The following is a 22,768-nucleotide window of genomic DNA, read 5'->3' on the forward strand; positions in this document are numbered from 1 at the left end:
GACCGGCGGTTGACCCAGGCCGGAACAAGGTGGCCGATCCCCTGTCAATCTGGCCTGGCTGAAGCCTTTTGACCCGATATTTAATGGCGGGGGCGCGTGCTTTTCTTTATCGTGTGCGCCCTCTGCAACAACCCGAGATAGACATACCCCATGTTGGAAACTTCCCTGAATCAACTCGAGCAGCTGGTCAACGACCTGATGCAGAAAAACACCCAGCTGAGCGAGCAGAACGCTGCCATCGCCCAGGAACTGGCCCAGGCCAAGGAAGACAACGACAGCCTGCAGCTGTCGCTGATGGAACAGGAAGAGAAACACGGCGCCACTGCTGCGCGTATCCAGGCGCTGGTTGAGCGCGCCAGCGCAGGTGTCGTCAACGGATGAAACTGCAAGCGCAGCCGATCAATGTCGTGTCGATTCTGGGTATCGACTATTCGATCAAGGCCCCTGAAGGCCAGGAAGAGACCCTCTCGCAGGCTGTGCGGATGCTCAACACCGCCCTCAACGAAACCAAGCGCCAGTACCCGACCCTGATCGGTGACAAGCTGCTGGTGCTGGCGGCGCTGAATCTGTGCTCGCGGCAGATCGAACTGCAAAAAGAGCATCAAGTGACGCTCGCCCGCACTCAGGCGCAGATCGATGCCACGGTAGATGCCATCGCACGCACCATCGGCGAGCAGTAAAGCACCAGCCAACAGGCAAATTTCGAGCGGGGGGCAGCCATGCGGTGACGCGTGGCTGTTCCCCGTTTTGCGTTCAGCATTTGTCGATGATTGCTGGATTGAATGGATACGTAAGTGTATACAATCCTCCAAAACAAGAATCCTGGGGAGGAAAACGTATGCGTATCTGGCGGCGAAGTATCCAGTTGCAGTTGATCGCAGGCATGGGCGCGGCCCTGTTGGTGAGCATCCTGGTGGTGGTTGCGATCTATACCGTGGCGGTCAATCGCCTGACCGAGCGCTATTTGCTCGACACCGCTCTGCCGGCCAGCATCGAGGCCATTCGCAACGATATCGAGCGCATGCTTAGCCAGCCGCTGGTGGCGGCCGCCGATATTGCCGGCAATACCCTGCTGCGTGACTGGCTCGCTGCCGGTGAGAATCCCGCCGAGGCGGCGCGCTTCATCGAATACCTGGACGCTGCCAAGCAGCGCAACCATGCGTTTACCGCGTTGTTCGCCGCCACTGCGAGCGGCCACTACTACAACGAGAAAGGCCTGGATCGCACCCTTGGCCGGCAGAACCCCAAGGACCAGTGGTTCTATGGCTACATCGACAGTGGTGCCGAGCGGCTGATCAATATCGACGTGGATGGCGCCACCGGCGAGGTGGCGCTGTTCATCGACTACCGCATCGAAAAGGCCGGGCAGCTGGTCGGCATCGCCGGCATGGGCTTGCGCCTGACCGAGTTGTCCAAGCTGATCCACGACTTCAGCTTTGGCGAGCAGGGCAGGGTCATGCTGGTGCGCAACGACGGCCTGATCCAGGTCCACCCGGACAACCAATACAGCGCCAAACGCACGCTCGCCGAACAGGTCGGTGGCGACGCCGCCAAGCGTTTACTGGGGCAGGGCGCAGGCTTGCAGCGTAGCCAGTTCGAACGTGACGGCGAGCAGTATCTGGCCCTGAGCCTGCCGCTGCGTGATCTCAACTGGACGCTGGTGGCCGAAGTGCCGCAGGCGCAGATCTACGCGCAGATGCGCCAGGCGGTATGGTTGACCAGCTTGATTGGTGGGGCAGTAGCCTTGCTCTCATTGCTGCTGGTGGTGCTGCTGGCGCGCGGGTTGGTGCGCCCGATCCGTCAGGTGACCACGGCGCTGGTGCAGATTGGTGGCGGCGCTGGCGACCTGAGCCATCGCCTGGATGATTCCCGCGAGGATGAACTGGGAGACCTGGCACGCGGCTTCAACCGCTTTCTCGACAGCCAGAGGGCGCTGATCGCCGAGGTGCTGAGCACTACCGAGCGCCTGCACCGTTCGGTCGAACAGGTGACGCAGGTGGTCGGCAACACCGCCGACCGCTCGGAACGTCAGCAACAGATGACCGAGATGGTTGCCACCGCCGTGCACCAGATGGGCCTGACTGTGCAGGACGTTGCGCAAAACGCAGGACATGCGGCGTACGCCTCGCAGTCTGCTCGTGACGAAGCGGTGCAGGCGCGCGAGCAGGTGCAGCAGTCGGTACAGGGCATCCACGGCATGTCCGGTGAAATCAGCCGGGCCGCCGAGGCGGTGGGCCAGTTGGCGCAGGAAGTGGCCTCGATCGATGAGGTGCTGGCGGTGATTCGCAGCGTTTCCGAGCAGACCAACCTGCTCGCCCTCAATGCGGCCATCGAGGCGGCCCGCGCCGGTGAAATGGGCCGCGGCTTTGCCGTGGTAGCCGATGAAGTGCGCACCCTGGCCCGGCGCACGCAGCTGTCTACCGATCAGGTGCAGCAGATGATTCAGCGGCTCAAGCAGGGCGCCGGCGTGGCTGTGACGTCAATGCAGGCAGGCCAGCTGGCCACCGGTAGCGGGGTTGAAGCAAGCCAGCGCACCGGCGCCTCGCTGGGGGCGATCACCGATCAGGTCGAGCGCATCAGTGACATGAACCAGCAGGTGGCCACCGCGACCGAGCAGCAGTCAGCGGTGACTGAAGAGATCAATCGCAACGTGCAGGGGATTTCCGACCTGGCCCGGCAGACCGCCGCCGAGGTGCTTGGTTGTCGCGAGGAATGCCAGGCACTGCGCCGCTTGGCCGATGACCTGGCGCGGCAGATGGGTGGTTTCAGGCTGTAAAGGGCAGTCGCCGGGGGTTGCCGCGAGCCTGTAGGAGCGGCCTTGTGTCGCGAAAGGCCAGCGAAGCTGGCCCGGCGATAGTGGCGGCGAAGCTGAGAATCTGGGGCCGCTGCGCGACCCTTTCGCGACACAAGGCCGCTCCTACAGGGATGGCTCTACAGAGGGGTGGCCGCCACAACGGCGCGGATATCCGCCGCCAGCTCACGCACGCGCGTGAGTTCGGTGTCCCACGAGCACATGAAGCGTGCGCCGCCGCTGCCAATGAAGGTGTAGAAGCGCCAGCCCTTGTTGCGCAGCGCCTCGAGCGCCGGCTCCGGCATTTGCAGAAACACCCCGTTGGCTTCCACCGGGAACATCAGCTTCACCTGAGGCAGGTCGCTGACCAGCGAGGCCAGCAACTGCGCGCAGTGGTTGGCGTGGTTGCCGTGGCGTAGCCAGGCGCCGTCTTCCAGCAGCCCCACCCAAGGCGCGGAGAGGAAGCGCATCTTCGATGCCAGCTGGCCGGCCTGCTTGCAGCGGTAGTCGAAGTCTTCGGCCAGCTCGCGGTTGAAGAACAGGATCGCCTCGCCCACGGCCATGCCGTTCTTGGTGCCGCCAAAGCACAGCACATCGACGCCGGCCTTCCAGGTCAGCTCGGCCGGCGAGCAGCCGAGGAACGAGCAGGCATTGGTGAAGCGCGCGCCATCCATATGCAGGTTGAGGCCCAGCTCCTTGCAGGTGGCGCTGATCGCCTTGAGCTCGTCGGGGCGGTACACGGTGCCGACTTCGGTGGCCTGGGTGAGGGTCACCACGCGTGGTTTCGGATAGTGGATGTCCTGGCGTTTGAGCGCCACTTCGCGGATCGACTCAGGCGTCAGCTTGCCGTTGACGCTGGGCGCGGTGAGCAGCTTGGAGCCGTTCGAGAAAAACTCCGGAGCGCCGCATTCGTCGGTCTCGACGTGGGCGGTCTCCGAGCAGATCACGCTGTGGTAGCTCTGGCACAAGGAGGCCAGGGCCAACGAGTTGGCTGCGGTGCCGTTGAAGGCGAAGAACACTTCGCAGTCGGTTTCGAAGATCTTGCGAAAGTACGCCGCCGCACGCTCGGTCCACTGATCGTCGCCGTAGGCGCGCTCGTGGCCCTGATTGGCCTTGGCCATCGCCGCCCAGGCTTCGGGGCAGATGCCGGAATAGTTGTCGCTGGCGAATTGCTGGCTGTTATCTGTCATGACACGGTCCTGTGAACGACGCAGAGATGCACTCTAAACGATCATTTACCCGGTTGCCTATACAACCGTGCACGGCGCAATTGCCCGGCCCGCCGGCGGCTCAGGCACGCGGGCGCAGGCCGATGGCTGATTTTGGCAAGCATGCCCGCGCGCGACAGCCCAGCGGCGAATGTCGTAAACGCGCCATTGCAAGGCGTGCGCAGGCATCTGACCCACCCGCCGCAGTCATACCATCGGCACAAAGGGGCACTGAACCCTACTGACAAAAAATGATCGCTGCCGGGAGACACATGATGTTCAGCAAGCAAGACCAGATCCAGGGTTACGACGACGCGCTGCTGGCGGCGATGAATGCCGAAGAACAACGTCAGGAAGATCATATCGAGCTGATCGCTTCGGAAAACTACACCAGCAAGCGCGTGATGCAGGCCCAGGGCAGCGGCCTCACCAACAAATACGCCGAAGGCTATCCGGGCAAGCGCTACTACGGTGGCTGCGAACACGTCGACAAGGTCGAGGCGCTGGCTATCGAGCGCGCCAAGCAGCTGTTCGGTGCCGATTACGCCAACGTCCAGCCGCACTCCGGTTCGTCGGCCAACAGCGCTGTATACCTGGCCTTGCTGCAAGCCGGTGACACCATTCTGGGCATGAGCCTGGCCCATGGTGGCCACCTGACCCACGGCGCCAAGGTCTCGTCCTCGGGCAAGCTGTACAACGCGGTGCAATACGGCATCGACACCGACACCGGCCTGATCGACTACGACGAAGTCGAGCGCCTGGCGGTCGAGCATCAGCCGAAGATGATCGTTGCTGGTTTCTCCGCGTACTCCAAGACCCTCGACTTCCCGCGCTTCCGCGCTATTGCCGACAAGGTGGGTGCGCTGCTGTTCGTCGACATGGCCCACGTTGCTGGCCTGGTTGCCGCTGGCCTGTACCCGAACCCGCTGCCGTATGCCGACGTGGTCACCACCACTACTCACAAGACCCTGCGCGGTCCACGTGGCGGCCTGATCCTGGCCAAGGCCAACCCGGACATCGAGAAAAAGCTCAACGCGGCGGTATTCCCCGGCGCCCAGGGCGGCCCGCTGATGCACGTCATCGCCGGCAAGGCAGTGTGCTTCAAGGAAGCGCAGGAGCCTGGCTTCAAGCAGTACCAGCAGCAGGTCATCGACAACGCCCAGGCCATGGCCGAAGTGTTCATCAAGCGCGGTTATGACGTGGTGTCCGGCGGTACCGACAACCACCTGTTCCTGGTCAGCCTGATCCGTCAGGGCCTGACCGGCAAGGACGCTGACGCAGCCCTGGGCCGCGCGCACATCACTGTCAACAAGAACGCCGTACCCAACGACCCGCAGTCGCCGTTCGTTACCTCGGGCCTGCGCATCGGCACCCCGGCGGTCACAACCCGCGGTTTCAAGGTGGCTCAGTGCGTGGCACTGGCCGGCTGGATCTGCGATGTCCTCGACAACCTGGGCGACGCCGACGTCGAAGCCGACGTTGCCAAGCAGGTCGCCGCACTGTGCGCCGACTTCCCGGTTTACCGCTGAGTGGAGTAACAGACAATGGAACGCTATTCGGGCTTCGGCCTTTTCAAACACTCCCTCAGCCACCACGAAAACTGGCAGCGCATGTGGCGCACTCCGACCCCGAAAAAGGTCTATGACGTGGTGATTGTAGGCGGCGGCGGGCATGGCCTGGCGACGGCTTACTACCTGGCCAAGGTGCACGGCATCACCAACGTTGCCGTGGTCGAAAAAGGCTGGCTGGGCGGCGGCAACACCGCGCGCAACACCACCATCGTGCGCTCCAACTACCTGTGGGACGAGTCGGCCAAGCTCTACGAGCACGCCATGAAACTGTGGGAAGGCCTGTCGCAGGACATCAACTACAACGTGATGTTCTCCCAGCGCGGCGTCTACAACCTCTGCCACACCCTGCAGGACATCCGTGATTCGGAGCGTCGAGTCAGCGCCAACCGCCTCAATGGCGTCGACGGCGAGCTGCTCAATACCGACCAGGTCGCGGCCGAGATCCCGTACCTGGACTGCTCGAAGAACACCCGCTACCCGATCCTCGGTGCAACCGTTCAGCGCCGTGGTGGTGTGGCCCGTCACGATGCCGTGGCGTGGGGCTTTGCCCGCGCTGCCGACGCCCTCGGCGTCGACCTGATTCAACAGACCGAAGTGACCGGTTTCCGCAAGGAAAACGGCGCGGTGATCGGTGTCGAGACCAACAAGGGCTTCATCGGCGCCAAGCGCGTCGGCGTGGTCACTGCCGGTAACTCCGGGCACATGGCGCGCCTGGCGGGCTTTCGCCTGCCGCTCGAGTCGCACCCGCTGCAGGCGCTGGTCTCGGAGCCGATCAAGCCAATCATCGACAGCGTGATCATGTCCAACGCGGTACACGGCTACATCAGCCAGTCGGACAAAGGCGACCTGGTCATCGGCGCCGGTATCGACAGCTGGGTCGGCTACGGCCAGCGCGGTTCTTACCCGGTGATCGAGCACACCCTGCAGGCGATCGTCGAGATGTTCCCGATCCTCTCGCGGGTACGCATGAACCGCCAATGGGGCGGCATCGTCGACACCTGCCCGGACGCCTGCCCGATCATCTCCAAGACCCCGGTGAAGAACCTGTTCTTCAACTGCGGCTGGGGCACCGGCGGCTTCAAGGCCACCCCAGGCTCAGGCAACGTGTTTGCCGCAAGCCTGGCCAAAGGCGAAATGCACCCACTGGCTGCGCCATTCTCCATCGACCGCTTCTACAACGGTGCGCTGATCGATGAACACGGCGCTGCGGCCGTCGCCCACTAATCGGAGACAATCGTCATGTTGCATATTTTCTGTCCCCACTGCGGCGAGCTGCGCTCCGAAGAAGAGTTTCACGCCTCAGGCCAGGCTCATATTGCCCGCCCGCTCGATCCGGCGGCTTGCTCCGACGAGGAGTGGGGTACCTACATGTTCTTCCGCGATAACCCGCGTGGCATTCACCACGAACTGTGGGATCACGTCGCCGGTTGCCGTCAGTATTTCAACGTCACCCGCGACACCGTGACCTACGAAATTCTGGAAACCTACAAGATCGGCGAGAAGCCGCAGATCACTGCCGCCAGCAAGGCTAGCGCCGCGCCGTCGACCGTCAAAGGCCTGGGGGAAAAAGTATGAGCCAGAGTTATCGCCTTGCCAGCGGCGGCCGTGTCAACCGCGGCAAAGTCCTCAATTTCAGCTTCAACGGCAAGACCTATCAGGGTTACGAAGGTGACAGCCTGGCTGCCGCGTTGCTCGCCAACGGCGTCGACGTCGTCGGCCGTAGCTTCAAGTATTCGCGGCCTCGCGGGATCATTGCAGCCGGCACCGAAGAGCCGAATGCGATCCTGCAGATCGGTTCCAGCGAAGCCACCCAGATCCCCAACGTGCGCGCCACTCAGCAGCCGCTGTATGCCGGCCTGGTCGCGACCAGCACCAACGGCTGGCCGAACGTCAACAACGACGTGATGGGCATCCTCGGCAAGGTCGGTGGCAGCATGATGCCGCCGGGCTTCTACTACAAAACCTTCATGTACCCGAAATCGTTCTGGATGACTTACGAGAAGTACATCCGCAAAGCCGCCGGCCTCGGTCGCGCGCCGCTGCAGAACGACCCGGACAGCTACGACTACATGAACCACCACTGCGACGTGTTGATCGTCGGTGCTGGCCCTGCCGGCCTGGCCGCAGCGCTGGCCGCTGGCCGCAGCGGTGCGCGGGTGATCATCGCCGATGAGCAGGAAGAGTTCGGCGGCAGCCTGCTCGACAGCCGTGAGACTCTCGATGGCAAGCCTGCCACCGACTGGGTCGCGGCTACCGTGGCCGAGCTGCAAGGCATGGCCGAAGTGCTGGTACTGCCACGCGCTACCGTCAACGGCTACCACGACCATAACTTCCTGACCATCCACGAGCGCCTGACCGACCACCTAGGTGACCGCGCGCCGATTGGCCAGGTGCGTCATCGCGTCCACCGCGTGCGTGCCAAGCAAGTTGTGCTGGCGGCTGGCGCCCACGAGCGTCCGCTGGTGTACGGCAACAACGATGTGCCGGGCAACATGCTCGCCGGCGCTGTCTCCACCTACGTGCGTCGCTACGGCGTGGCGCCTGGGCGCAAGCTGGTGCTGTCGACCAACAACGACCACGCCTATCGCGTTGCCCTGGACTGGCACGATGCCGGCCTGCAAGTGGTTGCGATCGCCGATGCACGCCACAACCCACGCGGTTCGCTGGTGGAAGAAGCACGTGCCAAGGGCATTCGCATCCTCACCTCCAGCGCTGTGGTTGAAGCGACTGGCAGCAAGCATGTGACCGGTGCGCGGGTTGCCGCCATCGACGCCCAGGCGTTTACCGTGACCAGCCCTGGCGAAACCCTGGCCTGCGATCTGATCGCGACCTCCGGCGGCTACAGCCCGATCGTCCATCTGGCCTCGCACCTTGGCGGGCGTCCGGTATGGCGTGAAGACATCCTCGGTTTCGTCCCGGGTGATGCGCCGCAAAAGCGCGTCTGTGTTGGCGGCATGAATGGCGTCTACCCGCTTGGTGATGTCCTGGCCGATGGTTTTGAAGGTGGCGTGCGCGCCGCTACCGAAGCCGGCTTCAAGGCCGTGGTCGGTACCCTGCCTAAAGCCGTCCAGCGCACCGAGGAGCCTACCCTGGCCCTGTTCCAGGTGCCGCATGACAAAGGCACTCGCGGGCCGAAGCAGTTCGTTGACCAGCAGAACGACGTCACCGCTGCCGGCATCGAGCTGGCGACCCGTGAAGGCTTTGAGTCGGTCGAACACGTCAAGCGCTACACCGCGCTGGGCTTCGGTACCGATCAGGGCAAGCTGGGCAACATCAACGGCCTGGCCATCGCCGCCCGTTCGCTTGGTATCAGCATTGCGCAGATGGGCACCACAATGTTCCGCCCCAACTACACGCCGGTTACCTTCGGTGCGGTAGCGGGTCGTCACTGTGGTCACCTGTTCGAGCCGGTACGCTTCACCGCACTGCATTCCTGGCACGTTAAAAACGGCGCCGAGTTCGAGGATGTCGGCCAGTGGAAACGTCCGTGGTATTTCCCAAAGCCCGGTGAAGATATCCATGCCGCCGTTGAGCGTGAGTGCAAGGCCGTGCGCGACAGCGTCGGCCTGCTGGACGCCTCGACCCTGGGCAAGATCGACATTCAAGGCCCGGATGCGCGTGAGTTCCTCAACCGTATCTACACCAACGCCTGGACCAAGCTCGATGTGGGCAAGGCCCGTTATGGCCTGATGTGCAAGGAAGACGGCATGGTCTTCGACGACGGCGTGACCGCCTGCGTCGGCGACAACCACTTCATCATGACCACCACGACCGGCGGCGCAGCGCGCGTGCTGGGCTGGATGGAGCTGTACCTGCAGACCGAATGGCCGGAACTGAAGGTGTACTTCACCTCGGTCACCGACCACTGGGCAACCATGACCTTGTCTGGCCCCAACAGCCGCAAGCTGCTGGCCGAGATCAGCGACATCGACCTGGACAAGGACGCCTTCCCGTTCATGACCTGGAAGGAAGGCACCGTTGGCGGCGTGCCGGCGCGGGTGTTCCGCATCTCGTTCACCGGTGAGCTGTCGTACGAAGTCAACGTCCAGGCCAACTACGCCATGGGTGTGCTGGAGAAGATCGTTGCGGCTGGCAAACAGTACAACCTGACCCCGTATGGCACCGAGACCATGCACGTGCTGCGTGCCGAGAAGGGCTTCATCATCGTTGGCCAGGATACCGATGGCTCGATGAACGCCGACGACCTCAACATGAGTTGGTGTGTCGGACGCAACAAGCCGTACTCGTGGATCGGCCTGCGTGGCATGAACCGCGAAGACTGCCTGCGCGAAGACCGCAAGCAACTGGTCGGGCTCAAGCCGATCAACCCTAAACAGTGGCTGCCGGAAGGCGCTCAGCTGGTGTTCGATCCGAAGCAGCCGATCCCGATGGACATGGTCGGTCACGTCACCTCCAGCTATGCCTCCAACTCCCTCGGCTATTCGTTCGCCATGGGTGTGGTCAAGGGTGGTCTCAAGCGCATGGGTGAGCGGGTGTATTCGCCGCAGGCCGATGGCAGCGTGATCGAAGCAGAGATTGTGTCTTCGGTGTTCTTCGATCCGAAGGGTGAGCGGCAGAACGTCTGACGCCAGACCGATGCTCAACTCTCGTGGCCGCGGCCGAGCGCCGCTGCCACGCCTGAACACAAGAATTCAAGGCAGGTAACAATGAGCGCTATCAACGTCTTCCAGCAAAACCCCGGCGCCGAGGCCAAGGCCCAGACGCCGCTGCATCATGCAGACCTCGCCAGCCTGGTGGGCAAGGGCCGCAACAACGCAGGCGTGACCCTGCGCGAGAAAAAACTGCTTGGTCATCTGACCTTGCGTGGCGACGGCCATGATCCGGCCTTTGCCAGCGGTGTACACAAGGCCCTCGGCCTGGAGCTGCCGGTAGCCCTGACCGTGGTCGCCAAGGGCGAGACCTCGCTGCAGTGGGTTGGCCCGGATGAGTGGCTGCTGATCGTCCCGGGCGGGCAGGAGTTTGCGGTCGAGCAGCAACTGCGCGACGCCCTCGCGGGCTTGCACATTCAGGTGGTCAATGTCAGCGGCGGGCAGACCCTGCTCGAGTTGCAGGGCGCCAACGTGCGCGACGTGCTGATGAAATCCACCAGCTATGATGTACATCCAAACAACTTCCCGGTGGGCAAGGCGGTCGGCACGGTGTTCGCCAAGTCGCAGCTGGTGATCCGCCGCACCGGTGAAGATACCTGGGAACTGGTGATTCGCCGCAGCTTCGCCGATTACTGGTGGATGTGGCTGCAGGACGCCTCGGCTGAATACGGCCTGAGCATCGAAGCCTAAGGAGAGACGCATGAGTCGGGCACCGGATACCTGGATTCTCACCGCCGACTGCCCGAGCATGCTCGGCACGGTCGATGTCGTGACGCGGTTTCTCTACGAGCAGCGTTGCTATGTCACCGAGCACCACTCCTTCGATGATCGGCTGTCGGGGCGCTTCTTCATTCGCGTCGAGTTCCGCCAGCCAGATGATTTCGATGAGGCGGGTTTTCGTGATGGCCTGGCCGAGCGCAGCGATGCGTTTGGCATGACCTTCGAGCTGACCGCGCCCAATCACCGCCCCAAGGTGGTGATCATGGTGTCCAAGGCCGACCACTGCCTGAACGACCTGTTGTACCGTCAGCGCATTGGTCAGCTAGCGATGGACGTGGTCGCGGTGATCTCTAATCACCCCGATCTCGAGCCATTGGCGCATTGGCACAAGATCCCGTATTACCACTTCGCCCTCGACCCCAAGGACAAGCCTGCGCAAGAGCGCAAGGTGCTGCAGGTGATCGAGGAGAGTGGTGCCGAGCTGGTGATTCTTGCGCGCTACATGCAGGTGCTGTCGCCTGAACTGTGCCGTCGCCTGGATGGCTGGGCGATCAACATTCATCACTCGTTGCTGCCTGGGTTCAAGGGTGCCAAGCCGTATCACCAGGCTTACAACAAGGGTGTGAAGATGGTCGGTGCCACGGCGCACTACATCAACAACGACCTTGATGAAGGGCCGATCATTGCCCAGGGGGTCGAAGTGGTGGATCACAGTCACTATCCCGAAGACCTGATTGCCAAGGGGCGTGATATCGAAGGCCTGACCCTGGCGCGGGCGGTGGGATATCACATTGAGCGGCGGGTGTTTCTCAACGCCAATCGGACGGTGGTGCTCTGAGATCGTCGGGGCCGCCTTGCGGCCCTTTCGCGACACAAGGCCGCTCCTACAAAGACCGCGTAGTTTGGGCCGACGCGGTCCTTGTAGGAGCGGCCTTGTGTCGCGAAAGGGGCGCAAAGCGCCCCCGGCTATCTCCAGACCCACCTGACGCCTGCGGGCAAGCCACTGTCGTTTCCAGTCACGGCATTTCCCCGCCACAAGCCCACAATTCCCCCATTCCAGTAACACATGCCGCCCATGGATGGCGGCGCTTCAACCAACGCTGCATAAGTACAAATCAAGCGAGGTAAGAGCATGTCTGGTAACCGTGGAGTGGTGTATCTCGGCGCTGGCAAGGTCGAGGTGCGGAACATCGACTACCCCAAAATGCAGGACCCACGCGGCAAGAAGATCGAGCACGGTGTGATCCTCAAGGTGGTCTCCACCAATATCTGCGGCTCCGACCAGCACATGGTTCGTGGCCGTACCACCGCCCAGGTCGGGCTGGTGCTGGGCCACGAGATCACCGGTGAAATCATCGAGATGGGTCGTGACGTCGAGCGGATGAAAATCGGCGACCTGGTCTCGGTACCGTTCAACGTTGCCTGCGGCCGCTGCCGCTCGTGCAAAGAGATGCACACCGGCGTCTGCCTCACCGTCAACCCGGCCCGCGCCGGTGGCGCCTACGGCTACGTCGACATGGGTGACTGGACCGGCGGCCAGGCCGAATACGTGCTGGTGCCCTACGCCGACTTCAACCTGCTGAAACTGCCGGATCGCGACAAGGCCATGGAGAAGATCCGTGACCTGACGTGCCTGTCCGACATTCTGCCTACCGGCTACCACGGCGCCGTGACGGCCGGGGTTGGCCCTGGCAGCACCGTGTATGTCGCCGGTGCCGGCCCGGTGGGGCTGGCGGCTGCTGCGTCGGCACGGCTGCTGGGCGCCGCCTGCGTGATCGTCGGCGACCTCAACCCGGCCCGTCTGGCGCATGCCAAGTCGCAGGGCTTCGAGGTGGTCGACCTGTCCAAGGACACCCCGCTGCACGAGCAGATCATCGACATCCTCGGCGAGCCGGAAGTGGACTGCGCCGTTGACGCGGTCGGCTTCGAGGCGCGCGGCCATGGCCACGAGGGCGCCAAGCATGAAGCGCCGGCCACCGTGCTGAACTCGCTGATGCAGGTGACCCGCGTTGCCGGCAACATTGGTATCCCGGGGCTTTACGTGACCGAAGACCCGGGCGCGGTAGATGCCGCCGCCAAGATCGGCGCGCTGAGCATTCGATTTGGCTTGGGCTGGGCGAAATCGCACAGCTTCCACACCGGCCAGACCCCAACCATGAAGTACAACCGCCAGCTGATGCAGGCGATCATGTGGGATCGAATCAATATTGCTGAAGTGGTGGGCGTGCAGGTGATCAGCCTGGATCAGGCGCCGGAAGGCTATGGCGAGTTTGATGCTGGGGTGCCGAAGAAGTTTGTGATTGATCCGCATAAGACGTTTAGTGCGGCGTGATGTGACATCGAGAAAAAAGCCCCTTTTCAGGGGCTTTTTTTAGGGGAGGCCGGGATGATTGGCAGGGTGAATGTCAGGATTTGTTCTGATGCTCGATCCCTAGACCGCAGGTGACCTGTCGGCTAGCGCGTTGGCTGCTAAAAGCTCCGTACCTTGTGTGGCCTCTGAATGCCGCTCGGCAAGCGGCATATCAGCGCCGCGCAGGATTGTGCGGGTTTGGGTGCCTTGTTTGACGGAGGCGAGGGTGCCGCCTTGATAAAAGTATAAGTTGCTGTTTTTGATCTTCGTTTGTCCTCGCAAACCCCAGTATTCATCCGCTGATAGATGCTGTGCAGCCGTAATGATAATAGGATTAAGTCTGTCTTAGCTCTGCAATGGCCGCAATTATCTTATCCCTATCGGCAGTAAAGTCTCTTGATTTCACGTTGTAATAGGCTTCCTTGTCGTAGGCCAAATTTGCCTTGCTTGTATAGAAGCGCCACATGTCAGAGCCGTTGACGTATTGGTTGGCGCTGGCTTGGTAAATTGTGTATTCACTGTTGGCTTTATCAGCTTTTACGTGCTGGCGTTCAATGTAGCTGTCGTACTTCTTGACGCGAGCTTCTAATTTATTTAAAAGGGGTGCGGTCTTTGTGATTCTTATATCTCTCTCTTTGGGGTAATTTCTGAGAGTCTCATCGTAACTGGGTAGCCTCTCGCCGGGCACGGCATATCTTTGCGCCTCTGAGTAGCTGGGTAATTCTCGCGTAGGCGCGTTTTTTACATGTTTGGGTAGTTTGGGGGCGAACAAGCGACCGAACAGTCGGAAGTGTCCAGACGGGTCGGTGAAGTTTACAGGGTCTGCACCGCAGTAAGCGTAGCTGTTGAGGCCCCCCTTGCCAAACGGACTGAGGCTGTCTGGCGATAAGAAGCGCATAAGGCGAGGGTTATGTGAGCGATAACCATTGCCTAGAATATAAAGCTCTGCCGGATCAATGCACTCACCATTGAATCCCAGGAGTGACAGGGTTGAGGGCTGTGATGCGGAGTGCCCATAGGCGGTGTAAGGGAGGCTCTCCAGTTGCTGGTCAGTTTTTACCTGGAGCACTGATCCATTGCCATCGGTAGTCAGGAACCTCACGGGTTCGCTGTCACAGTTTAATTGCTCTGCCAAGGCGGTATCGAGGCTACGGAATACGCTGTGATTTTGCGTGCCTTGTTTTACGGTGGCGAGTTTGTCGCTCTGATGAAAGTACAGGCGGTCGCCCGCATTGGTTTTGGTCATTAGTGCATGCTCATGTGAGTTGCCTGCGATCTTGGTGCAGGGTGAGTTTGCTCCAGTGTCGGGCGAGTGAATGAGCGGGCACAACTGGCAAAAGTACTAGTTCTGTTTGGCGTGCTTTCTGAATTCCCGCTTTAGAATGCAAAACTTCCTGCGCACGGTTGGTAGCCATACATGGCCTTAGGAAATGCCCTGTGCGAACTCGGTTAATTAGATGGCTGTTTATGGCAGTTGTACGCAGGAGTCAGTGCGGCCTGCCAGGGTTGCCTTGTGACTTGGTTTTCCGCCCAGCGTGCAGCAGCCCCGGCAATCTGCCGTCAAGCTGGAAGCCCGAAAACCACCCCCCGCTGGATGAAAACGGCCCGATACCCGGCCCGGAACAAACCTCCAAACCCCCAGTCGAATGCCTCGTTTCCCAGGCCATTCCGGCCGACGAGGTCCCCCCGATGAAAGCGTTCACCCTGGCAACCCTGATGACCCTGGCCGCAACGCCAGCGTTCGCCTTCAACTTCAGCGACGCCGCCAATGCCGTGTCCGCCGCGCAAAGCCAGCAGTCACAAGGCAAAGTGCAGGCACCCGCCGAATCGGCCAATCTGCTCAACACTCTGGGCAGCGAATTGAACATCACCCCCGAACAGGCCGTGGGCGGCGCCGGGGCAATGCTCGGCCTGGCGCGCAACAACCTCAGCAGCGACGACTACGGCCAGTTGACCAAGGCCGTGCCCGGCCTGGACCTGCTCTCCGGCGCCAACGCCCTCGGTGGCCTCAGTGGCCTGGGCGAATTGCTCGGCAAGAACAGTGACAAACAATCGGCCCTGAGCAACGCGCTGGGCAACAACGTCGAAGACCGCAGCGATCTGGACAGCGCCTTCAAGGCCCTGGGCATGGATACCGGCATGATCGGCCAGTTCGCCCCGCTGATTCTCCAGTACCTCGGTCAACAAGGCATCGCCGGTTCGCTACTGCAGAACCTGGGTAGCCTGTGGACCACTCCGGCGCCTGCAACAACACCTTCGGTTTGATCAGGTTCTAAGGCGTTCGGCGGCGTCGCGAAGCTCGAATAGCCGTTGGCGCCTGTTGCCGATTAGCTCGCCGATGCTTTTCAGTTTTGCTGATATCAGTTTGCCTGGCGGGCGTCTGGCTTGGGGCGAACTTCCGGAGTAATGCAAAGCCCCTACATAGTGGTGCTCCAGCTTTTCAAGCTCAGCGTAGATATTCCCTGACGCTCTCGAGAGCGCCATCCTTTGTTTGAAGATGGACTGGGCCGTTGGTGCTGCCACCAAGGCGGTCGGGGTATCCGTTTTCACATCACTGCGACCCGGCGTGTCAGCGATGCGTACTGACTTTTTCGGTCGGTCAGCGCGCTTCTCTTTTATCAATATGGAGCGCAGGGGTTCTACTGATGCGTCTTTGCCGGGCAGTTTCTTGACCGGTTGCGGGGTGGAACGTTTTGCGGAAGCCGAGCGCATTTTTGCTATCTGGGCTTTCAGAAGCTCCGCTGACACCGCTGGATGGTGCCCTGTCGGGTCTGAATAGTTGACGGGGTCGCCCGCACAGTAGCCATAAGCATTGAACCCACCTTCCTCGAACGGACTCAGACTGTCAGGTGCGAGGAAACGCATCAGTACCGGGCTATAAGCGCGATACCCCTGGCCCAGCAGGTAGTTGCCGGTCAATGGCTCGGGAGGTTCACCCGCGAACCCAAGTCGCGGCGCCGCAGGCTGTGACCGAGCGTCATGCCCATAGGCGGTATAGATGCAAGTGGCTGCGCCAAGGCCGCCGTGCGTCTTCAACACGGACTTCTGGCTGTCCGTTATCAACAGCTGAATGTCCATGCCAGAGTGGCTGTCGCGCCGCTCAGCCAACGGCTGACCGGCCCCCTGCAGTAGCTTCCAGTTCTGGTTGCCGGTGATCTCGAGATTGATCTGTCCGCTTTGGTAGAAGTTAAGGCGTTTGTTCACGGGGCTGGCCTCGCAGGCGCTGAGTCTTTGATCAGCTCAGTTTCCCGGCCTGCGAGATGTTGCATAACTGGCAGAAGTGTTAGGGCGCTTCCTACGTTCCTGTCCGTCTGCGGCTGATGGACATTGATCCCCTCCCACAAGCGCACATCCTGTGGGAGCGGGCTTGCCCCGCGAAGAGGCCGGCTCAGCCGCTGCAAGCCTCAGCGCATCTCGGCGCGCAACTGCTCGATGCGCTGGTCCTTCTCGACCCACAGCTGGTTCACCCAGGCCTGCACGGTCTCGCGAAACACCGGGTCGTTCTCGTAATCGCCCGCCCACAACGCCGGGTCCAGCTCATGCACGCGAATGTCGATAATCACCCGGCTGATGCTGCCATTGAGCAGGGCCCAGAAGCCCGGCGCCTGGTCGCCCGGGTAGACGATGGTCACATCCAGCAGAGCGTCGAGCTGTTCGCCCAGCGCCGCCAGCACGAACGCCACGCCACCGGCCTTGGGCTTGAGCAAGTGCTTGTACGGCGACTGCTGTTCAAGGCGCTTGGCCTCGCTGAAGCGCGTGCCCTCAAGGTAGTTGACCACGGTCACCGGCTGGCGCTTGAACAGCTCGCAGGCGGCCTTGGTGATTTCCAGGTCCTTGCCCTTGAGCTCCGGGTGCTTGGCCAGAAACGCCTTGCTGTAGCGCTTCATGAACGGGTAGTCCAGGCCCCACCAGGCCAGGCCCAGCAGCGGCACCCAGATCAGTTCCTTCTTGAGGAAGAACTTGAAGAACGGCACCCGGCGGTTGAGGCTTTCGATCAGCGCCGGGATATCGACCCAGCTCTGGTGGTTGCTCACGCACAGGTAGGAGGTGTCCTGGCGCAGCTTGTCGACGCCGCGGATATCCCACTGGGTAGGGATGCACAGGGCGAAAATGACCTTGTCGATCTCCGACCAGGTCTCGGCCATCCACATCACGCCTGCAGACGCATAGTCACGGCCTCGGCCCGGCAGCACCAGCTTGAGCAGGGCGAAGACCATCAACGGGCAGATCATCACCACGGTGTTGAGCAATAGCAGAATGGTTGTGAGGATGCCGGTCAGCAGGCGACGCATAAGGAGACTCTTGTTGTGTGAAATAAGCGGTCGACAATGATAAGTGCGGTTATCGCCTACGCCAAACTTCCAATGGCCTACGACCGGGACAAATGTTTCACATTATGTTGGATAAGCTCTTGCGACGAACCTATCGCGCTTGTGCAGTCTAAGCACTGTCCCGTCTCAAGGAAGTTAGCCCGTGAAACCACTGCTTGCCCTGTTATCGCTGCTCGCCCTGCCGGTCATGGCCGCCGAGCCGACCCTGTATGGTCGCTACGAGTACATCAGCCTGCCGGAGATCGGCGGTGAAACGCTCAAGGCCAAGATGGACACCGGTGCGCTGACAGCCTCGTTGTCGGCCAAGGATATCGAGCGCTTTACCCGTGATGGCGAGGACTGGGTGCGCTTCAAGCTGGCAACCAAGGATGCCGACGGCAAGGTCTACGAGCACAAGGTTGCGCGCATCAGCAAGATCAAGAGCCGCGCCGACGAGGACGATGACGAAGGCGACAGCGCTGAGGCAGCGCGCCGGCCGGTGGTCGACCTGGAGCTGTGCCTGGGCGGCGAGAAGCGTACCGTCGAAGTCAACCTGACGGACCGCAGCAGCTTCAATTATCCGTTGTTGATTGGCGCCAAGGCGCTGCGCGAGTTCAAGGCGGCGGTAAACCCCGCGCGTAGGTTTACCGCTGGCAAGCCTGAGTGCTGACGGAGCAGCTTCAAGCTGCGAGCCACAAGCTGCAAGAAACAGCGGATCGGTGTAAGTTCACGCGATCCGCTTCTAGTTGAAGCTTGCAGCTTGAGGCTTGTCGCCAAGAATGCCCCATATCCTCATCGTCGAAGATGAATCCGCCATCGCCGACACCCTGATCTACGCCCTGCAAGCCGACGGCCACAGCACCGAGTGGGTGACCCTGGGTAGCGCTGCCGTCGAGCGCCAGCGCCTGCAGCCGGCCGACCTGGTCATTCTCGACATCGGCCTGCCCGACATCAGTGGCTTTGAAACCTGCCGCCAGCTGCGCCGCTTCAGCGAAGTGCCGGTGATGTTTCTCAGCGCCCGCGACGCCGAGATCGATCGGGTGCTGGGCCTGGAGATCGGTGCCGACGATTACGTGGTCAAACCGTTCAGCCCCCGCGAAGTGGCCGCGCGGGTGCGGGCGATCCTCAAGCGCATGGCGCCGCGCAGCGAAACGCCCGCTGTGGCGACGCTGTTTCAGGTCGACACGCTGCGCATGCAGATCGTTTACCGCAGTGTCAGCCTGGCCCTGACCCGTCACGAGTTTCGCCTGCTGCAGTGCTTGCTTGAGCAGCCGCAGCGGGTGTTCAGCCGCGAGCAGTTGCTCGACGCGCTGGGGGTAGCGGGGGACGCTGGCTACGAGCGCACCATCGACAGCCATATCAAGAGCCTGCGCGCCAAGCTGCGCCAGGTCGCCGCTGACGCCGAGCCGATCCAGACCCATCGCGGCCTGGGCTACAGCTACAGCCCGGAACACGCCTGATGCGCCTGGGTATTCGGATCTTTCTGGTGTACTTCCTGTTTGTCGGGCTGGCTGGCTATTTTTTGCTCAATACCGTGCGTGAGCAGATCCGCCCGGTGGTGCGCCAGGCTTCCGAAGAAACCCTGGTCGACACCGCCAACCTGCTGGCGGAGATCCTCCACGACGACGTCAAGGCCGGGACCCTTGGCCAGAGCCGCTTGCCGCAGTTGCTTGAATCGTACGGCCAGCGCCGCCCCGGCGCGCAGATCTGGGGGCTGGCGAAGAATCAGGTCAGCCACCGCATCTACGTGACCGACGCCAATGGCATCGTCCTGCTCGACTCGGCCGGGGTCGATCTGGGCAAGGATTACTCACGCTGGAACGACGTCTACCTGACCCTGCACGGGCAATACGGTGCGCGCTCTTCACGCAGCGATCCGGATGACGAAAGCACCTCGGTGATGCACGTCGCGGCGCCGATCATGGATGCCGGCAAGATCATCGGCGTGGTCACCGTGGCCAAGCCCAACAGCTCGCTGCAGCCGTACATCGACCGCGCCGAGCGGCGCCTGCTCAATCTTGGCCTGGGCTTGATCATCCTCGGCCTGCTGGTCGGTGCGCTGTTGTCGTGGTGGCTGGCGCGCTCGCTGCGCAGGCTCACCCACTACGCCCAGGCGGTCAGCGAGGGTCAGCGCGCGGCGTTGCCGCATTACAAGGGCGGCGAGCTCGAGCAACTCGCCACCGCAGTCGAGCGGATGCGCACCGAGCTTGCCGGCAAGGCCTATGTCGAGCGCTATGTGCATACCCTGACCCACGAGCTGAAAAGCCCGCTGGCGGCGATTCGTGGCGCCTCCGAGCTGCTGCAGGGCGACATGCCCGCCGAGCAGAGGCTGCGTTTTGCCAGCAATATCGAACGTGAGAGCGGGCGCTTGCAGCAGATGATCGAACGCTTGCTGAATCTCGCCCAGGTCGAGCAGATGCAGGCTCTGGAGGATGAGCAGGAGGTGGCGCTGGCGGCGCTGGTCGACGAGTTGCTGCTGGCCCACGCAGCGCGTATCGACAGCGCTGGCTTGCAGGTGCGCCAGCGCGTGCCAGCGGCGGTGCGGTTGCGTTGTGATCCGTACCTGATGCGCCAGGCGTTGGCCAACCTGCTCGAGAATGCACTGGACTTCACCCCGGCGGGTGGGACTTTGCTGTTCGAGCTGGAGCAGGGCGGCGAGCGGGTCGCGTTGAGCCTGTTCAACCAGGGTGAGGCAATTCCGCAATACGCGATAGGGCGCGTCAGCGAGCGCTTCTATTCGCTGCCGCGACCAGGCAGTGGGCGCAAGAGCAGCGGTCTGGGGCTGAATTTTGTCGCCGAGGTGATGCAGCTGCATGGTGGCGAGTTGGCGGTGGATAACGTCGAAGGCGGCGTGCGGGTGAGGTTGTGGCTGCCGCTGCGGCGCGTCTGTTGAATTGCTGGGGCCGCTTCGCGACATTCTCGCGACACAAGGCCGCTCCTTCAGGATCCGCGTGAACCTGACATGACGCGGCCCCTGTAGGAGCGGCCTTGTGTCGCGAAAGGCCAGCGTAGCTGGCCCGGCGGTGTCGGCGGCGAAGCTGGTAACTGCAACTCACCACAGTATCTCCACGCAATCTCCACATTGGCTCCCTGCTGGCTCCACAGGCGCGGCACAGACTGTGCCCATCGCCAACGGAGCCTCCACCCATGAACAAGACCCTGAGTTTCAAGCTCGGCATGATCGCCTTGCTGATGTTGCTGCTGTTGATACCGCTGCTGATGATCGGTGGCCTGATCGAGGACCGGCAGAACCTGCGCGACAATGTGCTGGCCGACATCGCCCAGAGCTCAAGCTTCGATCAGCTGATCTCCGGTCCACTGCTGGTGGTGCCGTACCGCAAGTACGAGCGGCGCTGGATCGACAAGGACGGCCAGAGCGTACAGGAGACGGTCACCGTTAACGGCCAGTTGTACTTCCTGCCGGAGACGTTCGACGCTGACATCAACATCGATACCGAACTGCGCGCCCGCGGCATCTATCAGGCGCGGCTGTTCCACGCCAAGAGTCAGATAGCCGGGCGGTTCAAGCTGCCCGAGCGTTGGGGCATCGACAAGGACTATGAGGATTACCGTTTCGACAAGCCGTTCCTGGTGGTTGGCATCAGCGACATCCGCGGCATCGAGAGCAACCTGGAACTGCAGCTGGATGATCAACGCCTGCCTTTCGCTGCAGGTACCGGTCTGGACTGGATGCGTGGCGGTGTGCACGTGCCGTTGCCGCAGTTCGATGGCCAGCAGGCGCGCGAGTTCACCTATGGCTTCGAGCTTGCCTTGCAAGGCACCGGGCAGCTGTACGTGCTGCCGATCGGGCGCAGCAGCAGTGTCGACATGCAGGCCAACTGGCCGCACCCAAGCTTTGTCGGCAGTTACTTGCCAAGCCGGCGCGAGATCAGCGGTGATGGCTTCAAGGCCCACTGGCAGACCTCGTTCTTTGCCACCAACCTGGAAGATGCCCTGCGCCAGTGTGCGACGGTCGCCGACTGTAGTGAGTACAAGCAGCGCACCTTTGGCGTGAGCTTTGTCGACCCGGTCGACCAGTACCTCAAGAGCGAGCGGGCGATAAAATATGCGCTGCTGTTCATTGCTCTGACCTTTGCCGGATTCTTCCTCTTCGAGGTGCTGAAAAACCTCAGCGTGCACCCGGTGCAGTACGTGCTGGTTGGCGTGGCGTTGGCGTTCTTCTACCTGCTGTTGCTGTCACTGTCCGAGCACCTGGGCTTTGGCGCTGCCTATGGTTTGTCGGCGTCGGCTTGTGTGCTGCTGATCGGCTTCTACCTCAGCCACGTGCTGCGCAGTGTCTGGCGCGGGTTGGGCTTCGCTGGCGGGTTGGCGGTGCTCTACGCGATGTTGTTCGGGTTGCTCAGCGCCGAGGACTACGCGCTGTTGATGGGCTCGCTGCTGTGCTTTGGCTTGCTCGGCGTATTCATGGTCCTGACCCGGCGCCTGGACTGGTCGCGGGTGGGGAGGTCGGCATGAGGGAGGAACGTGAGCTGGGGCGCCGGCTGGCGCTGCAGATCGGCCTGCTGTTTGCGCCAGGCCAGCGCTGAAAGAGGGGCCGCATTGCGGCCCCTTTTGCCGTCAGTCAGGCAGCTGGCGCAGTGGCGCGCAGCGAAGGCCGCTGCGACACTTCGGCGTACCAGGCCGCCAGGCCGGGCTGGCGCTCACGCCAGCCGAACTCAGGCTGGCGCAGGTCCAGATAACCCAGCGCGCAGGCGACGCCGATGGCGACCATGTCGAACCCGGAGATCAGCTCGGCCAGGTGCTCCTGCTCCAGGTTGGCCAGGCTGCGGCGGATCTTCTCGCTCTGCGCTTCGAGCCAGCCATCCCAGCGCTTGTCCTGCGGGCGCAGGAAGCTCTCGTAGCGGCTCGATACCGCCGCATCCATGATCGCATCGGCCTGCGCCGCCAGGGTCAGCCGGCGCCAGCGGGCCGAGCCCTCACGCGGGATCAGCGGGGTGCCGACGTGCTGGCTGTCGAGGTACTCGCAGATCACCCGGCTGTCATGCAGCACAGTGCCGTCTTCCAGGCGCAAGGCCGGGATCTTGCCGATCGGGTTGTCCTGATTGAGTTGCTCGTCGCCAGCCACCGGGCTGATATTCACTGCCTGCAACTGTACCCGCGGCAGTTGCCCGGTTTCGTGCAGCACCACCATGACCTTGCGCACAAACGGCGACAGCGGCGAGTGGAACAGGGTCATCGTGCTCATGG

20 protein-coding genes and 1 pseudogene are annotated in these 22,768 nt (G+C 62.1%); 16 read left to right on the forward strand and 5 right to left on the reverse strand.

What is annotated here, in order from left to right; genetic code table 11:
* Positions 1-150 precede the first annotated feature (150 nt).
* The 4 genes and pseudogenes from ACIOAU_RS19435 (at position 151) to ACIOAU_RS19450 (ending at position 2,776) form a co-directional block, all read left to right on the forward strand.
* Positions 151-381, forward strand: a complete 231-nt coding sequence (locus ACIOAU_RS19435) for a hypothetical protein (protein WP_101322473.1) — start codon at positions 151-153, stop codon at positions 379-381.
* Positions 378-680 carry a cell division protein ZapA gene (locus tag ACIOAU_RS19440; RefSeq protein ID WP_101322472.1) on the forward strand — a complete coding sequence of 101 codons (303 nt, stop codon included), beginning with the start codon at positions 378-380 and terminating at the stop codon, positions 678-680. The genes ACIOAU_RS19435 and ACIOAU_RS19440 overlap by 4 nt, the downstream gene beginning before the upstream one ends.
* Positions 681-883: 203 nt before the next feature.
* Positions 884-1,912, forward strand: a pseudogene (locus ACIOAU_RS19445) (cache domain-containing protein); the annotation flags it as partial.
* A 135-nt stretch (positions 1,913-2,047) separates the two neighbouring features.
* Positions 2,048-2,776, forward strand: coding sequence for a methyl-accepting chemotaxis protein (locus ACIOAU_RS19450; RefSeq protein WP_375139967.1), 729 nt, complete (start codon positions 2,048-2,050; stop codon positions 2,774-2,776).
* Between the two features lie 155 nt (positions 2,777-2,931).
* On the opposite strand, the gene ACIOAU_RS19455 is transcribed toward ACIOAU_RS19450, so the two are convergent.
* Positions 2,932-3,981: a low specificity L-threonine aldolase gene (locus ACIOAU_RS19455; RefSeq protein WP_181108049.1), complete on the reverse strand. Its 1,050-nt coding sequence runs from the start codon at positions 3,979-3,981 to the stop codon at positions 2,932-2,934.
* Positions 3,982-4,274: 293 nt separating this feature from the next.
* On the opposite strand from ACIOAU_RS19455, the gene glyA reads away from it, so the two are divergent.
* The 7 genes from glyA to fdhA all read left to right on the forward strand — a co-directional run bounded on the left by glyA (position 4,275) and on the right by fdhA (position 13,232).
* Complete coding sequence (gene glyA / locus ACIOAU_RS19460) at positions 4,275-5,528, forward strand: serine hydroxymethyltransferase (protein WP_188036804.1); 1,254 nt, start codon at positions 4,275-4,277, stop codon at positions 5,526-5,528.
* A 15-nt stretch (positions 5,529-5,543) separates the two neighbouring features.
* Positions 5,544-6,794 (forward strand): sarcosine oxidase subunit beta family protein, encoded by a 1,251-nt coding sequence (locus ACIOAU_RS19465; protein ID WP_101322468.1) that lies wholly within the window; start codon positions 5,544-5,546, stop codon positions 6,792-6,794.
* Between the two features lie 15 nt (positions 6,795-6,809).
* The gene (locus ACIOAU_RS19470) at positions 6,810-7,145 is read left to right on the forward strand and encodes a sarcosine oxidase subunit delta (RefSeq protein ID WP_101322467.1); all 336 of its coding nucleotides are present in this window, start codon (positions 6,810-6,812) and stop codon (positions 7,143-7,145) included.
* Complete coding sequence (locus tag ACIOAU_RS19475; protein ID WP_220632685.1) at positions 7,142-10,156, forward strand: sarcosine oxidase subunit alpha; 3,015 nt, start codon at positions 7,142-7,144, stop codon at positions 10,154-10,156. The genes ACIOAU_RS19470 and ACIOAU_RS19475 overlap by 4 nt, the downstream gene beginning before the upstream one ends.
* Before the next feature lie 81 nt (positions 10,157-10,237).
* Positions 10,238-10,870, forward strand: coding sequence for a sarcosine oxidase subunit gamma (locus tag ACIOAU_RS19480; protein ID WP_101322465.1), 633 nt, complete (start codon positions 10,238-10,240; stop codon positions 10,868-10,870).
* Positions 10,871-10,880: 10 nt separating this feature from the next.
* On the forward strand, positions 10,881-11,738 hold the full coding sequence (gene purU / locus ACIOAU_RS19485) for a formyltetrahydrofolate deformylase (RefSeq protein ID WP_101322464.1): 858 nt from the start codon (positions 10,881-10,883) through the stop codon (positions 11,736-11,738).
* A 294-nt stretch (positions 11,739-12,032) separates the two neighbouring features.
* Positions 12,033-13,232, forward strand: coding sequence for a formaldehyde dehydrogenase, glutathione-independent (gene fdhA / locus ACIOAU_RS19490; RefSeq protein WP_401184037.1), 1,200 nt, complete (start codon positions 12,033-12,035; stop codon positions 13,230-13,232).
* A 352-nt stretch (positions 13,233-13,584) separates the two neighbouring features.
* Here fdhA and ACIOAU_RS19495 read toward each other — a convergent pair whose 3' ends face one another.
* Positions 13,585-14,496, reverse strand: coding sequence for an RHS repeat-associated core domain-containing protein (locus tag ACIOAU_RS19495; RefSeq protein ID WP_312387204.1), 912 nt, complete (start codon positions 14,494-14,496; stop codon positions 13,585-13,587).
* Positions 14,497-14,939: 443 nt separating this feature from the next.
* Here ACIOAU_RS19495 and ACIOAU_RS19500 point away from each other — a divergent pair, with 443 nt between their 5' ends.
* Positions 14,940-15,515 (forward strand): DUF2780 domain-containing protein, encoded by a 576-nt coding sequence (locus ACIOAU_RS19500; protein WP_101322460.1) that lies wholly within the window; start codon positions 14,940-14,942, stop codon positions 15,513-15,515.
* Here ACIOAU_RS19500 and ACIOAU_RS19505 read toward each other — a convergent pair whose 3' ends face one another.
* Together ACIOAU_RS19505 and ACIOAU_RS19510 are read right to left on the reverse strand one after the other, a co-directional pair.
* The gene (locus tag ACIOAU_RS19505) at positions 15,516-16,454 is read right to left on the reverse strand and encodes an RHS repeat-associated core domain-containing protein (protein WP_401184041.1); all 939 of its coding nucleotides are present in this window, start codon (positions 16,452-16,454) and stop codon (positions 15,516-15,518) included.
* A 200-nt stretch (positions 16,455-16,654) separates the two neighbouring features.
* Positions 16,655-17,542, reverse strand: a complete 888-nt coding sequence (locus ACIOAU_RS19510; RefSeq protein WP_101322458.1) for an acyltransferase — start codon at positions 17,540-17,542, stop codon at positions 16,655-16,657.
* A gap of 181 nt (positions 17,543-17,723) precedes the next feature.
* Between ACIOAU_RS19510 and ACIOAU_RS19515 the strand changes: the two genes are divergently transcribed.
* From ACIOAU_RS19515 to creD, 4 genes are all read left to right on the forward strand, one after another.
* Entirely contained in the window at positions 17,724-18,230 is a 507-nt protein-coding gene (locus ACIOAU_RS19515; RefSeq protein ID WP_150570458.1) for an ATP-dependent zinc protease, read from the forward strand.
* Between the two features lie 109 nt (positions 18,231-18,339).
* Complete coding sequence (creB, locus tag ACIOAU_RS19520; protein WP_181089462.1) at positions 18,340-19,020, forward strand: two-component system response regulator CreB; 681 nt, start codon at positions 18,340-18,342, stop codon at positions 19,018-19,020.
* Positions 19,020-20,453, forward strand: coding sequence for a two-component system sensor histidine kinase CreC (gene creC / locus ACIOAU_RS19525; protein WP_150570457.1), 1,434 nt, complete (start codon positions 19,020-19,022; stop codon positions 20,451-20,453). The genes creB and creC overlap by 1 nt, the downstream gene beginning before the upstream one ends.
* Positions 20,454-20,707: 254 nt before the next feature.
* Positions 20,708-22,036, forward strand: coding sequence for a cell envelope integrity protein CreD (creD, locus tag ACIOAU_RS19530; RefSeq protein WP_401184046.1), 1,329 nt, complete (start codon positions 20,708-20,710; stop codon positions 22,034-22,036).
* 106 nt (positions 22,037-22,142) lie between these two features.
* Here creD and ACIOAU_RS19535 read toward each other — a convergent pair whose 3' ends face one another.
* Positions 22,143-22,766, reverse strand: coding sequence for a glutathione S-transferase (locus ACIOAU_RS19535; RefSeq protein ID WP_101322453.1), 624 nt, complete (start codon positions 22,764-22,766; stop codon positions 22,143-22,145).
* Positions 22,767-22,768: the final 2 nt, after the last annotated feature.

The sequence above is a fragment of the Pseudomonas sp. NPDC088322 genome (assembly GCF_044740745.1).
In the GTDB taxonomy this organism is placed as follows: Bacteria; Pseudomonadota; Gammaproteobacteria; order Pseudomonadales; family Pseudomonadaceae; genus Aquipseudomonas; species Aquipseudomonas shirazensis.

Bases quoted from the DNA above. Each gene is read 5' to 3' on its own strand.
- ACIOAU_RS19435 (WP_101322473.1), top strand. From the start codon at position 151: ATGTTGGAAACTTCCCTGAATCAACTCGAGCAGCTGGTCAACGACCTG.
- ACIOAU_RS19500 (WP_101322460.1), top strand. From the start codon at position 14,940: ATGAAAGCGTTCACCCTGGCAACCCTGATGACCCTGGCCGCAACGCCA.
- ACIOAU_RS19535 (WP_101322453.1), bottom strand. From the start codon at position 22,766: ATGAGCACGATGACCCTGTTCCACTCGCCGCTGTCGCCGTTTGTGCGC.
- creD (WP_401184046.1), top strand. From the start codon at position 20,708: ATGAACAAGACCCTGAGTTTCAAGCTCGGCATGATCGCCTTGCTGATG.
- ACIOAU_RS19450 (WP_375139967.1), top strand. From the start codon at position 2,048: ATGGTTGCCACCGCCGTGCACCAGATGGGCCTGACTGTGCAGGACGTT.
- ACIOAU_RS19480 (WP_101322465.1), top strand. From the start codon at position 10,238: ATGAGCGCTATCAACGTCTTCCAGCAAAACCCCGGCGCCGAGGCCAAG.
- purU (WP_101322464.1), top strand. From the start codon at position 10,881: ATGAGTCGGGCACCGGATACCTGGATTCTCACCGCCGACTGCCCGAGC.
- creB (WP_181089462.1), top strand. From the start codon at position 18,340: ATGCCCCATATCCTCATCGTCGAAGATGAATCCGCCATCGCCGACACC.
- ACIOAU_RS19470 (WP_101322467.1), top strand. From the start codon at position 6,810: ATGTTGCATATTTTCTGTCCCCACTGCGGCGAGCTGCGCTCCGAAGAA.
- ACIOAU_RS19440 (WP_101322472.1), top strand. From the start codon at position 378: ATGAAACTGCAAGCGCAGCCGATCAATGTCGTGTCGATTCTGGGTATC.
- ACIOAU_RS19455 (WP_181108049.1), bottom strand. From the start codon at position 3,981: ATGACAGATAACAGCCAGCAATTCGCCAGCGACAACTATTCCGGCATC.
- ACIOAU_RS19510 (WP_101322458.1), bottom strand. From the start codon at position 17,542: ATGCGTCGCCTGCTGACCGGCATCCTCACAACCATTCTGCTATTGCTC.
- ACIOAU_RS19475 (WP_220632685.1), top strand. From the start codon at position 7,142: ATGAGCCAGAGTTATCGCCTTGCCAGCGGCGGCCGTGTCAACCGCGGC.
- ACIOAU_RS19465 (WP_101322468.1), top strand. From the start codon at position 5,544: ATGGAACGCTATTCGGGCTTCGGCCTTTTCAAACACTCCCTCAGCCAC.
- ACIOAU_RS19495 (WP_312387204.1), bottom strand. From the start codon at position 14,496: ATGACCAAAACCAATGCGGGCGACCGCCTGTACTTTCATCAGAGCGAC.
- glyA (WP_188036804.1), top strand. From the start codon at position 4,275: ATGTTCAGCAAGCAAGACCAGATCCAGGGTTACGACGACGCGCTGCTG.
- fdhA (WP_401184037.1), top strand. From the start codon at position 12,033: ATGTCTGGTAACCGTGGAGTGGTGTATCTCGGCGCTGGCAAGGTCGAG.
- creC (WP_150570457.1), top strand. From the start codon at position 19,020: ATGCGCCTGGGTATTCGGATCTTTCTGGTGTACTTCCTGTTTGTCGGG.